A 15,280-nucleotide genomic window follows, 5' to 3' on the forward strand; every position below is an offset into this window, starting at 1 on the left:
CATCAGACACTTACGAAGTTTCTTGATATGGTTTCCGAACATGTTATAATGAAAATATACAGGCCATTTGCAGCTATAATGGACACCATCCTGAATAACTGCTGCACTATCACGGAGGAGGTTGCATACGATGAGTAAAGTAATATGCTCCTGCAAAAATGTAACAAAAAAGGATATTAAAAAATCCATTGAAAATGGCGCCACATCTTTTAAAGAGGTTAAGCAGGAAACCCATCTTGCAAAAGGGTGTGGAAAATGCAAAAAGAAGGCAAAGAAGATAGTTACAAAGGCATTGAAAAAAATGAAATCGAAATGAAGTAATTTCAAAAGATTTTTATATTCAAACAACCTGATGAAGGCACTACTAGTCCTGTAAGCGACTAGTAGTGCCTTCATCTGATTGTAATTTTATGAATTGTTCGGTTTTTCTATTTCATTACGATGTTGATGATTCTTCCCGGCACATAGATTTCCTTAACAACGTTTCCGGTAAGCTTGTCTGCAATCGCTTCCCTGCCGGCCGCAATTGCATCTTCTTTGCTGATGTCAGCAGCAATTTTAATGACCATACGTGTCTTGCCGTTAATCTGTACAGCAACTTCGATTTCGTCATCTTTCATGGCTTCCTCATCATGTTCAGGCCACTGGTTTTCGAATACTGAAGTTTCGTGACCAAGCTGCTCCCATAAGTCCTCTCCGATGTGAGGGATAAATGGTGCAAGAAGGATTACTGCCGTTTCAAGGGTCTCCTTGTCGATTCCGCCTTCCTTCTTTGCCAGATCGATGAGCTTATTGTTGTACTCCATGAATCCGCTGACTACCGTGTTGAGGCTGAAGCCTTCCAGACGGGAAGTGATGTCGTAAATCATCTTGTTTCTGACTTTGATCATTTCCTTCGTAGCAGGCACATTCTTTTCTTTGTTGTCAGTTACCAGGTTCCAGAAACGGTTGATGAATCTGTAAACGCCGTCAATGCCCCTGTCATCCCATTCTGAATCGAGTTCAGGCGGTCCAACAAAAAGTTCATACATTCTTAAGGAATCGCAGCCATAATCGTTGACAAGTTCGTCAGGAGAAACAACATTTCCTTTTGACTTGCTCATTTTTGCTCCGTCCTTGCCGATCATTCCCTGATTGAAGAGCCTTGTGAAAGGTTCGTCGAAGTCTATCACTCCGATATCATTCAGGAATTTCGTATAGAACCTTGAGTACAGAAGATGGAGAACAGCATGTTCCACCCCGCCGATGTACATATCTACCGGAAGAAGTTTCTCAGCTTTTTCTTTTGAAACAAGCTCTTCCGTATTGTGGCTGTCTACATAACGCAGGAAATACCATGAGGAGCCTGCCCACTGAGGCATTGTGTTTGTTTCCCTCTTTGCAGGACCGCCGCATACAGGACAGGTGGTGTTGACCCATTCATGAATGTCTGCAAGAGGTGATTCTCCTGTTCCCGTAGGCTGATAAGATTCAACTTCAGGAAGAAGCAATGGAAGCTGGTCTTCCGGTACAGGCACGGCTCCGCAGTGTTCGCAGTGAACGATTGGAATCGGTTCACCCCAGTAGCGTTGTCTTGAGAATACCCAGTCCCTTAATTTGTAGTTTGTAGTCTTTTTGCCGATTCCTCTTGATTCCAGGATTCCAGGAACGTCGCGCTTCGCGTCTGCTGAATTCATTCCGTTGAATTCTCCGGAATTGATCATGATTCCTGCTTCCGTATAGGCTTCGGTCAGGTTTTCTACTTCAACGCCGTCTTTGGCGATTACCTGGATGATCGGAATATTGAATTTCGTTGCGAAGTCAAAGTCCCTGTCATCGTGGGCAGGCACGCACATGATTGCGCCTGTACCGTAGTCAGCCAGTACATAGTCTGAAATCCAGATTGGAACCATTGCTCCGTTTAATGGGTTCACTGCATAGCTTCCTGTGAATACGCCTGTTTTTTCCTTGTCCTGAAGACGGTCAACGGATGATCTCATGGAAGCTTTAAAAATATAGTCTTCCACTTCTGCTTTTTTATCATCTGTCGCAAGCGATTTTGCAAGTTCATGTTCCGGTGCCAGGACCATGAATGTTGCGCCATAAAGGGTATCCGGCCTTGTCGTGTAGACCTTCACGGTTTCTTCCCTGCCCTCTACCGCAAAATCAACTTCTGCGCCGTAGCTCTTGCCGATCCAGTCAGACTGCATCTTCTTCACTTTTTCAGGCCAGTCGAGCTTATCAAGGTCGTCTAACAATCTGTCTGCATAAGCGGTGATTTTAAGCATCCACTGTCTTAAGTTTTTCTTTGTTACAGGTGATCCGCAGCGTTCGCATTCGCCGTTAACAACTTCTTCATTTGCGAGACCTGTCTTACATGACGGACACCAGTTGATCGGCATCTGCTTTTCATATGCAAGGCCGGCTTTGAACATTTTAACGAAAATCCACTGGGTCCATTTGTAGAATTCAGGATCCGTTGTGTTTACTTCCATATCCCAGTCGTAGATTGCTGCGATTTCATTGATCTGCCTCTTGATGTTTGCAACATTCTCGGCTGTGGATTTTTTAGGATGCACGCCCATCTTGATTGCATAATTTTCAGCCGGAAGGCCGAATGCATCCCATCCCATTGGATGGATGATGTAGTAGCCCTTGAGCATTTTGTAACGGCTCCATACATCGCTGATTACATATCCCCTCCAGTGCCCAACATGGAGACCGCTGCCTGATGGATACGGGAACATATCCAGACAGTAATACTTTGGTTTCTTTCCATCATTTACATTTACGGGATTTGCTTCCCATTTCTTGCGCCATTTCGATTCTACTTCCTTATGATTATAAGATGACATTTTTATTCCTCCTGAAATTTATTATTATTCTGAGTGATTTTGATTTATGGGAAATTCGTAGAATTTCCTATAAAGACTAGCGTGTCAAAAGCCCTCTCGCAACCTTCGGCTTCGTCAATTTGCACATTCGCCATCCAGCAAGCAGTGATGCAAAACATGATTCAATGAGCAGCTTTATGAAGACGTTGGTAACCATTCCGGACTACGTCCTTCATAGTTACATATGATGCACACAAATTGCAGGAACTGCAATTTGGTGCACGCCGAACTCGGGTTTTTATGCAAAAGCAGCATAAAAACACCTCGCGTCACCGGACTTCTGAACAGTCAAACCATTGGTACGCAAGGCCGCTAAATGCGCGGCCCTACGTACCACTACGTCTTCATCTAAGCGAGAGCGCGCTGCGAATGAACATGTTTTGCATCACGTCCTCATTCTCGAAACTTGTGCAAATTGACGAACACTATTTTGTAAATGGGCTTTTGACACTCCACTCCTATAAATCAAAAAAGCCTTTTCATCCTGAACATATTCCTATATTCATAGAGACGAAAAGGCTGAACTCGCGGTACCACTCTAATTCATCCTGCACTGCAGGATGCACTCATTTTTCTATAACGGGAATCAGCCGCCTTTTTCTACTCAGGAACGATATCTTTACAGCCTGATGTTATCCCGGCATGTATGAAATCTTCAGTTTCAAAAAAGGAACTCCAAGGCGAGTTGGGAGTTTTCAGGTACTGCCTCACACCTTCCGGCAGTTCTCTGGGACCTTATGACTCTTAATACTCCTCTTCACAGTATTTACAATATTGCACTAAAAATAATTTTAAGCACTTGCTGTCCTTTTGTCAAGGACTTTATCTGACAACTCGCATTAACTAAGTAACCAACAGTAACCCGATCCATCCTCCCGACTTTCACATGAGATTACCGGTTATCGAACTGGCTGCTGTATAATTTGTAATAGAACCCTTTCTTTGCAATAAGCTCCTCATGCCTGCCCTGCTCGACAATCTGTCCGTAATTCATGACAAGTATCATGTCCGCCTCCCTGATGGTGGACAGCCTGTGTGCGATGACAAAGCTGGTCCTGCCCTTCATAATCTCGCGGAAGGCTTTCTGTATATACATCTCCGTCCTGCTGTCAATGCTGCTTGTGGCTTCATCGAGGACCAGCATCGGAGGCGATGCAAGCATCACCCTTGCAATGGTCAGCAGCTGCTTCTGTCCCGCTGACAGATTCCTTCCATCCTCCTCAACTTCCGTATCATAGCCGTCCTGCATTTTTTTAATGAAATCATGGGCATGGGCTGATTTTGCCGCATTCATAATCTCTTCTCTTGATGAATCAGGCTTTCCATATGCGATATTCTCTGCTATGGTTCCCTGGAAAAGCCAGGTATCCTGAAGCACCATGCCGATATTACGACGAAGGCTGTCCTTGGTAAAGCTCCTTGTATCTTTGCCATCCAGCAGGATTGTTCCATCGTTTATATCATAAAACCTCATCAGAAGGTTCACGAGGGTGGTCTTTCCTGCGCCAGTAGGCCCGACAATTGCAACCGTATCCCCTGCCCCTACCCTGAGTGTAAGATCTTTAATCAGAGGCTCTTTCGGTTTATAGCCGAAAGAGACATGGTTAAATTCGATATTGCCGCCAAAGCCCTCAAGTTCCACGGCACCTGCCTCTTCCGGCTGGGCTTCCTCATCCAGGAAGCCGAATATCCTTCCTGCTGAAGCCAAAGCCGATTGGAACTGGGTCATTATGCTCGTAATTTCATTGATCGGTTTTGCAAACTGACCTGAATAGGAAATGAAAGATGCGATACTGCCTACCGATAGTCTCCCGTTTAAGGCCATGATCCCTCCGGTAACCGCAACAGCCATAAATGACAGATTGTTGATAAACCTTGTGGTCGGATTTGTCAGCGAGGAATACCACTGGGCCTTCTGTCCGCATTCATAAAGCCTTGCATTGATTTCGCCAAATCTGTCGATCGACCGTTCCTCATAACCGATTGCCCTGACTATCTTCTGACTGCCTATAATCTCCTCCACATAGCCGTTCAGCTCTCCCATGGTCTTTGACTGTTCCTTAAACATCTTCTGGGACATTTTCGAAACAAAGGATGCAATCAGAAAGCAGACTGGTGTTACGAATACAACGATGATAGTAATTACAGGGCTGATTGACAGCATGAACAGAAAAGTCCCAAGAACAATTACTGTTCCTGACACGATCTGAGTTATTCCCTGAAAAAGCCCCTCTGAAATGGCATCGATATCATTGGTCATTCTGTTTATGATATCTCCATGAGATCTGCTGTCGAAATATTTAAGTGGAAGAACCTCGAGCTTTTCAAAGGCGTCTTTCCTGATATCCCTGATGGTATTGTAGGCTACCCTGTTGCTGAATATTGCAAGCAGCCACTGGAACAGTGCGCTAAATATATATAGGACAGCCAGCAGGGCCACTATCTTCAGCAGTCCCTTGAAATCAACGTTTCCGGTCCCTGCCATCAGGTCGATTCCCCGGCCTGCAATCAGCGGGCCGACCAGGGCTAATGTGTTTCCCAGCACTGCGGCAACAATCACAAATATGAAAAGCGCCTTATATTTTCCGGCATATGCCCAGAGCCTTTTTATTGTTTTTCTTCCTGTCATTGGTCGACCCCCTCTTCCTGAGGCTGCAAATCACAGATTTCCCTGTAGATTTCGCAGCTTCGGTATAATTCTTCATGGGTGCCGATGCCTGCCGCTTCTCCATCATTCATTACAATGATCCTGTCGGCTTCCTTCATAGTATTCGTCCTCTGCGAAACGACAAAACAGGTCATCCTGTCTGTCTTTTCTTTCAGGGCATCTCTGAGCGCCCTTTCCGTGGCGTAGTCAAGGGCATTGAAGCTGTCGTCAAGAATCAGTATTTCCGGTTCTTTCACAAGAGCTCTCGCTATGGCGAGGCGCTGCCTCTGTCCGCCGGAAAGGTTAACGCCGCCGCGGCTGACTATAGTTTCGTAGCCGCCTGGGAGCCTCTCTATAAATTCCGCAGCCTGTGCCGTTGCAGCAGCCTGCAGGATTTCAGGCTGCGTTGCATGTTCCTTTCCCCATCTGATATTTTCAGCAATCGTTCCGCTGAAAAGAACCGCCTTCTGTGGCACGACGCCTATCCTGTCAACCAGATCCTTTTTCTTGAAATCTCTGACATCTTTTCCGCAGATAAGCACCTTGCCTTCGTCTGCATCATAAAACCTTGGAATCATATTTACAAGGGTGGATTTTCCAGAACCGGTTCCACCGATGATTCCAATCGTCTCGCCGCGCCTGACACTGAAACTGATATTTTTCAGGGCATATTCACTGCCTCCTGCATAGGTCATTGATACATTTCTGAATTCCAGTACCGGTTCCATTACTCTTCCCTGTTTTTCTGTCTCAGCATATGATACCGTTTCCATTTCGCTCTCGCCCAGGCATAGATTTTCCGGGGATTCGGGATCCAAAATGGATGGCTTTGCATCCAGCACTTCCGCAATCCTTCCCAGGGATGCGAATGCCCTGGTATATAGGACCACAAGCTGGGAGATGACAATCAGTGCCGCCAGTATCATGGTGAGGTAGTTGATGAAAGCGATAACGGCTCCCGTCTGAATCGCCCCTGCATTGACTCTGATGCCGCCAAACCAGATGACTGCTGCAATCGACAGATTCATAACAAGGGTCGTCATCGGGTTCAGCAGCGACGAAATGCTTCCAACCCTTATTGCGGTCCTGCTGTATTCTTCATTAACAGCTGTAAACCTGCGGGACTCGTCGCTCTTTTTTGCAAAGGCCAGAATGACCCTGACACCCGAAAGGTTTTCACGTATTACAAGCGTCAGCTGATCGAGCTTCCTCTGCACCTGCCTGTACAGCGGGACAGTCTTTATCATGGTAACGGCCAGGATCAGGATAAATACAGGCAGCACAGTCATGATAATAACGGACAATTCTACGTCTAACGACACCGCCATCACTACTCCGCCAATACAAAGGAACGGCGCCCTGATTACAAGCCTGATCAGCATCGCCACACCAAGCTGCACCTGGTTCACATCGGAGGTGATCCTGTTAACAAGAGATGCCGTTCCAAATCTGTCAAGCTCTGTGTTCGAAAGCATTGCAACATGGCTGAACATGGCATTTCTCAGATCTGTCCCGAACCCCTGGGATACTTTCGAAGCCGTGTACTGGCAGACCAGGGCACAGCAGACGCCGGTCAGAGCAATCGCTGCCATCTTACCCCCCATGCCAATTATATAATTCCTATCCCCTGATGCCACCCCCACATCTATGATTTTTGCCATATAGAGGGGCAGCATAAGTTCAAGAACTGCTTCTGCAAGTTTGAAGGAAGGTCCTATAATCAGTTCCTTCCAGTATTTTTTCAGGTATTTAATAAGATATCTCATCATCTTTATTCCTTTATTTGTTATTCAGTCTACAAATGAAGTTTTGAACGGACCACTGCTATTCTACAATTGAAATAACCTCGTTGGTTTCTTTTCCCACTGCATATTCAATCGTTATCGTATCGCCTTCAGCGTACCTTATGATACCGACGAGATCCGCAACATCCACATCAAAAATGTCCCGGCTTCCTTCCAGCATGATGTAATAGTGAGAATTACCTTCTATTACACTCTGGGCTATCCTGCTTATGATGCCGGTCTTTTTCATGATATCACTGTCCGCAGTGCTGCTGATTCCGCTGGAAACCAGCAGTTTCGAGTAGATCTTCTCGCATTCTGCAACGCTGCCGCCGATGGCTACAAGCTGGTATTTCTCAACATTTACCATGGCATATCTTTTAACCAGTCCTTCATCATCCTTCAGTGCAATAAAGTAAGTCGGTTCCCCTGATATGTTTAACAAAAGCGGGAATGTGGCAATATAGCCCATCTCCTGCACCTGACCTTCGGCGGATGACATTGCCGATACCTCTGTGGCCCCTTCCACCGAATAATACCTGGTTTCCATCGTCCTCTGATTAATCAGGACAAAACCAACATTCGACTGGTCTCCTGTGACAGAGGTTACTCCCGTATAAAGCCAGACATCATCTTCAAGTGCAATATAGTTATAGCCATCTGTAGTCTGGATGCAGTCTTTCTGCCCCAGAATGCTGTTGAAATAGCCATGCTTCAATGTTCCATAGTAATCGTAATAAGAAATCACAAGTTCCGAGGAATAGACCCTGTCAATCCACTGCGGAACGTCCTCAACGGCATAATTGATGGTTTCCCCCGTTACAGCATTCAGCAGTATCACTCTGCCTACTGTCTCGCCCCCGAAAAGGCCAATTGTGAAGTCCTTCACAGGGCACACCCAGTAGGGAACTCCGTTATCATCAATCTCGAAATTGATGTTGTCGAATATATAGGTCGGATACTTGAACCTCAGATACCTGTATATATTCCTTCCGAAATGCTCGCTGTCAGAATACCTGATTTCATTCTCCAGCTGCACTACCTCTACATCCTGAGAAGCCATGTCTATTTTGATGTATGCCGGAATACCCTCCGACCGGTTCGTGAACCATTTGATCAGGCTTGCATATTTAAGCGGAGTCACCCGGACCGGTTCACCCTGATAGTTGATCTGGGTGTAGTGGTTGCTGGCTTCGAACTGTGAGACTATTTTTACCATGCTGCCCATTTTCCTGTCCCCCAGAAGCTCAGCCGACGCTTTATCAAGAATCGGGATCTGGCTGAAGGATATCTCCTCGATATCTTCCGTAAACTCCCTTTCTTCCACCTTCAGAATCTGCTGATATTTTTTGGCATTTATGACCGGAGAAGACAGCAGGCTCCCAACCGCATAAATCAGGATTACGACGATTATTATAACGCCTCCCGCTTTTATGACCTTGGAATTTTTCATCTCATCCGCATTCTTGAGCCTCGCAAAACCGTAGATTGCCAGCGCCGCAACAATCGCAGATATGATAAACACCCAGAACCCTGATGAATGGATATTGATGGCTGGAAGGGTCACATAATAATATGCGAAACCGATCAAACCAAGAACAACTAATATAATTAGATTTCTTTGAATTTTTTTCATTTTAATGCCTCCTTATAGGTTGCTGATTTTGTTAAATACTACTTATTCTAACAGTTTTGCAGGAAAATAACAACCAGCTTGTCAACATAAACGGACAGGGCACCGGAACATCATTCTCCGATACCCTGTCCAATTGACTGCCTGCAGATATCCACTCCTATCAGCCGGCATCTATACCCTATACCTACGGATTGTTCCGCACTTTGTGCTCCCACAATCCTGAAAACATGAGAAATCCGCCCTGTTCGGGCTGCTTTCTCATGTTTTGCGGGTCCCAAAGTCATGCTTTTTCATGCAAGCATGAAACACATGACCTTTTGACCCTGGTATCATACTATTCAGAAACCGCTTCCAGCTTCTTCGCTCTTTCTTCAATCTCCTTCATCTGTACGTCTGTCGGCGCCTGTTCATAACGGTTGAATTCATAGGAGAAGTCTCCCCTGCCTCCCGTCATGGATCTGAGTTCAGTGGAATATCCAAACAGTTCCGTCATCGGGATATCCGCTTCTATCTCCTGCTTTCCTTCGCCTGCCGGATTCATTCCAAGCACGCGGCCTCGTCTCTTATTGAGATCGCCCATAATATCACCTGTATATTTTTCAGGAACAACCACCTTCAGCGACACAATCGGTTCGAGCAGCATTGGATTTGCGTCCATGAATCCTTTTTTGAATGCGAGAATTGTTGCCATCTTGAATGCCATTTCTGATGAATCTACCGGATGATAAGATCCGTCCACCAGCGTAGCCTTTACTCCCACAACAGGATATCCTGCAAGAGGCCCTTTAAGAACACATTCCTGGATTCCTTTTTCAACTGCCGGGAAATAGTTCCTTGGAACGGCACCGCCAAATACCTTTTCTTCAAACACATATGGTTTTTCAAGATCTCCTGAAGGCTCGAATTCCATCTTGACGTCACCATACTGCCCGTGTCCGCCTGACTGTTTCTTATGTTTGCCCTGAACCTCGATTTTTTTCCTTAAAGTTTCCCTGAAAGCCACCTTCGGCCTGGACAATTCTATTTCCACTTTATATTTTTCAAACAGCTTACTGACAAGGACCTCCAGATGCTGCTCGCCCATGCCGTAAAGCAGTGTCTGACGATTCTCCTTGTCGTTTACATGCATGATTGTAGGATCCTCTTCCATAAGCTTCGCCAATGCCTGGGAAACCTTATCATCGTCTCCTTTGTTCTTTGTTTTATATCTCATATAGGTATAAGGGATTGAATGAACTGTTTTTTCATAAATTACCGGGCATGCCTTCGTGGAAAGCGTATCATCAGTCTTCGTATCTGACAGTTTGCCGATTGCCCCGATGTCACCTGCATATAACTCCTTTACCTCTATCGGAGTCTTGCCCTGCAGAATATATAATTTATTCAGTTTGTCTTCTGTATCCCTTTCAGCATTGTAGATCGTATCATCTGATTTTACGATGCCTGAACATACTTTAATAAGCGAATATTTTCCAATGAAGGGGTCTGCTATTGTTTTGAAGACATAAGCCGATTTTGCTCTCGTGGCATCATAATCAGCCTCGAATTCCTCGCCGGTCTTTGCCCTGGTTCCGCTGAGTTTTACCTTGTCAGGCGATGGAAAATATTTTTCAATTGCCTGCAGCAGCATCGTCGTGCCCTGTGCATTGATTCCTGAACCAATCAGGACCGGAACGATTGTTCCATCTATAACGTTGCTCCTGAGTGCTATGGAAATTTCTTCCTGCGTAAATTCCTCGCCGGCGAAATAACGTTCCATAAATTCTTCGCTTGTCTCAGCAACAGCGTCCAAAAGAGCTTCCCTGCAGACAGACAGATTCTGCATTGAATATTCGGGAATCTCACATTCTTCGTATTCACTGAGTTTTGTAAATCTTCTGCCTTCCATCTTGACTACATTTACAAAACCTACAAACTTTTCATTTTCCCTGATCGGAAGGTGGAAAGGTGCTATTTTTTTACCATAGAGCTCAGTAAGCTTTTCAATCACTTCCCTGTGGCTGGCATTGTCGTCATCCATATCCGTCACGAAAAACATTCTGGGAAGCTTATACTTTTCACACAGCTCCCATGCTTTTTCAGTTCCTGCTTCAACTCCCGCTTTACAGGAAATCACAATTACAGCTGCATCAGCAACTCTCGCTGCAGCTTCAACTTCACCTACAAAATCAAAATAACCGGGGGTATCTAAAAGATTGATCTTGGTATCCTCCCAGATCACAGGTACAACAGAAGTATTGATGGAAAAGAGACGTTTGATTTCCTCTTTATCATAATCGCTGATCGTATTTCCTTCAGTGACTTTTCCCTGACGGCTGGTGAGACCGGTTGTGTACGCCATGGCTTCGACCAAAGTTGTCTTGCCACAGCTGCCGTGCCCTAAAAGAACTACATTACGAATCTTGTCTGTCTTGTAAACGTTCATATGAATTCCTCCTATACTGATTTGCGGTGGCAGGATTAAAAATCCTGCACTGATGCGGTACCCTATGGATGCTGCACGTTGTTGACTTCGTTATATGGATATTTTACTAAAATTGTCGCATTATATCAAGCATTATATGTATTTATAACAAATTTATTTTCACGCACCCCGTTATAATTATATAATTGCTGCATTTTCCGACGTTTTTATCTGCTTTTTGGTGCTGTCTGCACGATATCCGCCCTGCAACCACTCGCTTTAAAGTGTTACACTTCATAGCGTTACACTTTAAAGCAACACAGTATTGACATTACATTTTAATCGGGTTAGAATAGGATTAAATCTGTATCACGTAAAAATTCAACAAAGAATGGAGAATAAATAATGATTATAGTAATGAAACCTAACGCACCACAGAGTTCAATAGATTTTATCGTAAAGACAATTACCGAAAAGGGGCTCCAGACCCATATTTCAAAGGGAGAGGAAGTCACGATCATCGGCGTTGTAGGCGACAAGTCAAGACTCTCTCAACAGAATCTCGAAATCGCGCCTGACGTTGAAAAAATCGTTCCCGTCACTGAAACCTACAAACTCGCAAACAAAAAGTTCCATCCAGAGCCTTCCATCATAAAAGCCGGGAATACTGAAATCGGTCCAAACAACCTTACCATCATGGCCGGCCCATGTGCAGTAGAATCAGAAGCCCAGCTCATGAAAATCGCATATGCCGTAAAAGCAGCCGGAGCCAACATCCTCCGCGGCGGTGCCTACAAACCAAGAACCTCCCCATACGCATTCCAGGGGCTTGAAGAAGAAGGCCTCCGCTACATGCTGAATGCAAAAGCTGAAACAGGACTTACGACAATCTGCGAAGTGACAAGCCTTGATGCAATCAACGCCGCTGTCAAATACGTGGATATGATCCAGATCGGTGCAAGAAACATGCAGAACTTCTACCTGCTGAAGGAAGCCGGCAAGTCAGGACTTCCCGTACTTTTAAAAAGAGGCTTTGCTGCAACGATCGATGAATGGCTCAATGCTGCCGAATACATAATCGCAGAAGGGAACCCCAACGTCGTATTATGTGAAAGAGGCATCCGTACCTTTGAAACTGCTACGAGAAATACGCTGGACCTCAGTGCCGTTCCTGTCATGAAGGAAAAGACCCATCTTCCTATCATAGTAGATCCAAGCCATGCAACAGGCGTCCGTGCCTATGTAGCTCCTCTTGCGAAAGCTGCCGTAGCTGCAGGCGCAGACGGACTTATGATTGAGGTGCATGACAATCCTGCAAAAGCACTTTCCGACGGGCCGCAGTCTCTTACCTTCGAACAGTTCGATACCCTCACAAAAGAGCTCCGTCCATACGCACAGCTATCCGGGAGGATATTTTAATGAACAGCAAACGCATCGGATTCATAGGCCTTGGCCTGATTGGCGGATCCATTGCCAGGGCTATAAGGCGCTGCTTTCCTTCCTCAGAAATCCTTGCATATGATACTGACCGGGATTCCCTTTCCCTTGCAATGGCAGACGGGATCATCGATTATGCATGCACAAAGATTGACGAGCATTACGGAACCTGCGACTATATTTTCTTATGTACGCCGGTTTCCTACAACTCCGGCTACCTCAGCAGCCTGAAAGAGATTCTCAGGCCCGGATGCATCCTCACCGACGTGGGGAGCGTCAAGACCGATATTCACCTGAAAATAATCGAGCTGGGGCTTGAAGCAAACTTCATCGGTGGACATCCCATGGCAGGTTCTGAAAAAACAGGGTTTTCGAATTCAACTGCACATCTGGTAGAGAATGCATATTATGTCCTGACCCCTTCCGCAAAAGTGCCTGATGAAGCCGTGCAGCGCATGCGGGAAATGGTAGCGGCAATCGGCGCAATACCGATCATTCTCGGCTATCAGGAACACGACTACATAACGGCATCCGTAAGCCATCTTCCGCATATCATCGCCGCCAGCCTTGTAAATCTTATCAAGGTTTCGGACTCCGAGGACGGGCTCATGAAAACCATTGCCGCAGGCGGTTTCAAGGATATCACCAGGATTGCTTCTTCCTCCCCGGTCATGTGGCAGCAGATCTGCCTGACCAATGGTGAAAATATTTCCAGGATTTTAGGGGATTATATAGACTATCTTGGAGCAATCAGGCAGGCTCTGGATTCCGGAAACCAGTCTGAATTATACGATCTGTTCTACACTGCAAGAGAATACAGGAACTCCATACCGAACGCTTCTCTTGGCCCTATCAAAAAAGTATTCGCCGTGTACTGCGACATTATTGATGAAGCCGGCGGAATTGCAACAATCGCTACAATCCTCGCAAGCAATAACATCAGCATCAAGAACATCGGCATTATACATAACAGGGAATTCGAAGAGGGTGTATTGCGGATCGAGTTCTATGAGGAGGATCCGTCATTAAAGGCAGTTGAACTTCTCCGGAAATACCGTTATACTGTCTACGAAAGATAAATTCATCAGAACGGTTCAGTCATGGCTGCTTGCTGGCGACGAATCTCGCACGATGAATCTGGATTAAGTTCACTTGATAAGGAGACTAAGTTTATGGAATTTCATAAGATAAAATCACTCAGAGGGGAAATCATGGTTCCCGGCGACAAGTCCATCTCCCACCGTGCAATCATGCTCGGCTCCCTTGCAGAAGGCACCACGGAAGTCACAAATTTTCTTCAGGGTGCAGACTGCCTGTCTACCATCGACTGCTTCAGGAAGTTAGGGATAGAGATAGAAAATGATGGAAAAACAATCCGGATACACGGAAAAGGCCTTGACGGGCTGAAAGAACCCTCTGCCATACTGGACGCAGGAAATAGCGGCACTACTACAAGACTGATTTCAGGAATCCTCGCTGCCCAGAATTTTGAAACCACCCTGACCGGAGATGAATCCATACAGAAGCGCCCTATGAAGCGCATAATCGACCCCCTTTCCATGATGGGGGCCGATATTCAAAGCATAAAAGGGAACGGCTGCGCCCCTCTGAAGATCAAAGGCGCCCCCCTTCATGCAATCGACTACGTATCGCCTGTGGCATCCGCCCAGGTCAAATCCGCGGTTCTGCTTGCAGGACTTTATGCAGACGGCAAAACAAGCGTTACCGAACCATATGTATCCAGGAATCATACCGAACTGATGCTGAAATTTTTCGGTGGTGAAGTCTCTACTGAAGGAACAACTGCAACGGTCAGCCCAAGGCCGAAACTGGAAGCCCGGAAGGTCATTGTTCCCGGCGATATATCCTCGGCTGCCTATTTCATAGCCGCTGGCCTTCTGGTGCCTGACTCCGAAATCCTCATCAAAAACGTGGGCATAAATCCCACACGTGATGGAATCATAAAGGTATGCAGGCAGATGGGTGCCAATATTTCACTGGAAAATATCGATCATTCAGGAAGCGAGGTTACAGCCGACATCCTCGTGCGTACAAGCGAACTTGAGGGAACAGTCATCGAAGGGGAAATCATTCCGACCCTGATCGATGAAATTCCAATCATTGCAATCCTCGCATGCTTTGCCAATGGCAGGACCGTAATCAGGGATGCTGCGGAGCTTAAAGTTAAGGAATCTAACCGTATTGATGTGATGGTTAAAAACCTTTCCCTGATGAATGCCAAAATAGCCGGAACCGATGACGGAATGATCATCGATGGCGGCCACCCTCTTACGGGAACTGTGATCGACTCAAACCTCGACCACCGCATTGCCATGTCCTTTGCAATTGCAGGCCTTCTGTCTGAAGGGACCACAAAAATCACCGGCAGCGAATGTGTGAACATTTCCTATCCTGATTTTTACAAGGATCTTGATTCTCTGATGTGCCGATAAGGATTGGCAAAGCCCTTCGCTTCATTAACTCCGATGCCCCACAATC

General features: G+C 45.9%; 9 protein-coding genes and 1 other annotated feature. Of the genes, 4 read left to right on the forward strand and 5 right to left on the reverse strand.

Annotated features, from left to right (window positions below):
* The first annotated feature begins 130 nt into the window (after positions 1 to 130).
* On the forward strand, positions 131 to 316 hold the full coding sequence (locus tag BJR36_RS02085) for a (2Fe-2S)-binding protein (RefSeq protein WP_091229367.1): 186 nt from the start codon (positions 131 to 133) through the stop codon (positions 314 to 316).
* Positions 317 to 428: 112 nt separating this feature from the next.
* Here BJR36_RS02085 and leuS read toward each other — a convergent pair whose 3' ends face one another.
* The 5 genes from leuS to BJR36_RS02110 form a co-directional block, all read right to left on the reverse strand.
* Positions 429 to 2,834, reverse strand: a complete 2,406-nt coding sequence (gene leuS, locus BJR36_RS02090; RefSeq protein WP_091229370.1) for a leucine--tRNA ligase — start codon at positions 2,832 to 2,834, stop codon at positions 429 to 431.
* Positions 2,835 to 3,376: 542 nt separating this feature from the next.
* Positions 3,377 to 3,643: a binding site (T-box leader), on the reverse strand.
* A gap of 122 nt (positions 3,644 to 3,765) precedes the next feature.
* Positions 3,766 to 5,502 carry an ABC transporter ATP-binding protein gene (locus tag BJR36_RS02095; RefSeq protein ID WP_091229372.1) on the reverse strand — a complete coding sequence of 579 codons (1,737 nt, stop codon included), beginning with the start codon at positions 5,500 to 5,502 and terminating at the stop codon, positions 3,766 to 3,768.
* Positions 5,499 to 7,286: an ABC transporter ATP-binding protein gene (locus BJR36_RS02100; RefSeq protein WP_091229375.1), complete on the reverse strand. Its 1,788-nt coding sequence runs from the start codon at positions 7,284 to 7,286 to the stop codon at positions 5,499 to 5,501. The genes BJR36_RS02095 and BJR36_RS02100 overlap by 4 nt, the downstream gene beginning before the upstream one ends.
* A gap of 58 nt (positions 7,287 to 7,344) precedes the next feature.
* Positions 7,345 to 8,940: a hypothetical protein gene (locus BJR36_RS02105; RefSeq protein ID WP_091229376.1), complete on the reverse strand. Its 1,596-nt coding sequence runs from the start codon at positions 8,938 to 8,940 to the stop codon at positions 7,345 to 7,347.
* A gap of 334 nt (positions 8,941 to 9,274) precedes the next feature.
* The gene (locus BJR36_RS02110) at positions 9,275 to 11,365 is read right to left on the reverse strand and encodes an elongation factor G (RefSeq protein ID WP_091229379.1); all 2,091 of its coding nucleotides are present in this window, start codon (positions 11,363 to 11,365) and stop codon (positions 9,275 to 9,277) included.
* 384 nt (positions 11,366 to 11,749) lie between these two features.
* Between BJR36_RS02110 and aroF the strand changes: the two genes are divergently transcribed.
* From aroF to aroA, 3 genes are all read left to right on the forward strand, one after another.
* Complete coding sequence (aroF, locus tag BJR36_RS02115; RefSeq protein ID WP_091229380.1) at positions 11,750 to 12,763, forward strand: 3-deoxy-7-phosphoheptulonate synthase; 1,014 nt, start codon at positions 11,750 to 11,752, stop codon at positions 12,761 to 12,763.
* The gene (locus BJR36_RS02120) at positions 12,763 to 13,860 is read left to right on the forward strand and encodes a prephenate dehydrogenase (protein WP_091229383.1); all 1,098 of its coding nucleotides are present in this window, start codon (positions 12,763 to 12,765) and stop codon (positions 13,858 to 13,860) included. The genes aroF and BJR36_RS02120 overlap by 1 nt, the downstream gene beginning before the upstream one ends.
* A gap of 93 nt (positions 13,861 to 13,953) precedes the next feature.
* Positions 13,954 to 15,234 (forward strand): 3-phosphoshikimate 1-carboxyvinyltransferase, encoded by a 1,281-nt coding sequence (gene aroA / locus BJR36_RS02125; protein WP_091229384.1) that lies wholly within the window; start codon positions 13,954 to 13,956, stop codon positions 15,232 to 15,234.
* The last annotated feature ends 46 nt before the right edge of the window (positions 15,235 to 15,280 follow it).

This window comes from Anaerobium acetethylicum, from assembly GCF_900096945.1.
Classification (GTDB): domain Bacteria; phylum Bacillota; class Clostridia; order Lachnospirales; family Lachnospiraceae; genus Anaerobium; species Anaerobium acetethylicum.

Bases quoted from the DNA above. Each gene is read 5' to 3' on its own strand.
- aroA (WP_091229384.1), top strand. From the start codon at position 13,954: ATGGAATTTCATAAGATAAAATCACTCAGAGGGGAAATCATGGTTCCC.
- BJR36_RS02110 (WP_091229379.1), bottom strand. From the start codon at position 11,365: ATGAACGTTTACAAGACAGACAAGATTCGTAATGTAGTTCTTTTAGGG.
- aroF (WP_091229380.1), top strand. From the start codon at position 11,750: ATGATTATAGTAATGAAACCTAACGCACCACAGAGTTCAATAGATTTT.
- BJR36_RS02100 (WP_091229375.1), bottom strand. From the start codon at position 7,286: ATGAGATATCTTATTAAATACCTGAAAAAATACTGGAAGGAACTGATT.
- BJR36_RS02085 (WP_091229367.1), top strand. From the start codon at position 131: ATGAGTAAAGTAATATGCTCCTGCAAAAATGTAACAAAAAAGGATATT.
- leuS (WP_091229370.1), bottom strand. From the start codon at position 2,834: ATGTCATCTTATAATCATAAGGAAGTAGAATCGAAATGGCGCAAGAAA.
- BJR36_RS02120 (WP_091229383.1), top strand. From the start codon at position 12,763: ATGAACAGCAAACGCATCGGATTCATAGGCCTTGGCCTGATTGGCGGA.
- BJR36_RS02095 (WP_091229372.1), bottom strand. From the start codon at position 5,502: ATGACAGGAAGAAAAACAATAAAAAGGCTCTGGGCATATGCCGGAAAA.
- BJR36_RS02105 (WP_091229376.1), bottom strand. From the start codon at position 8,940: ATGAAAAAAATTCAAAGAAATCTAATTATATTAGTTGTTCTTGGTTTG.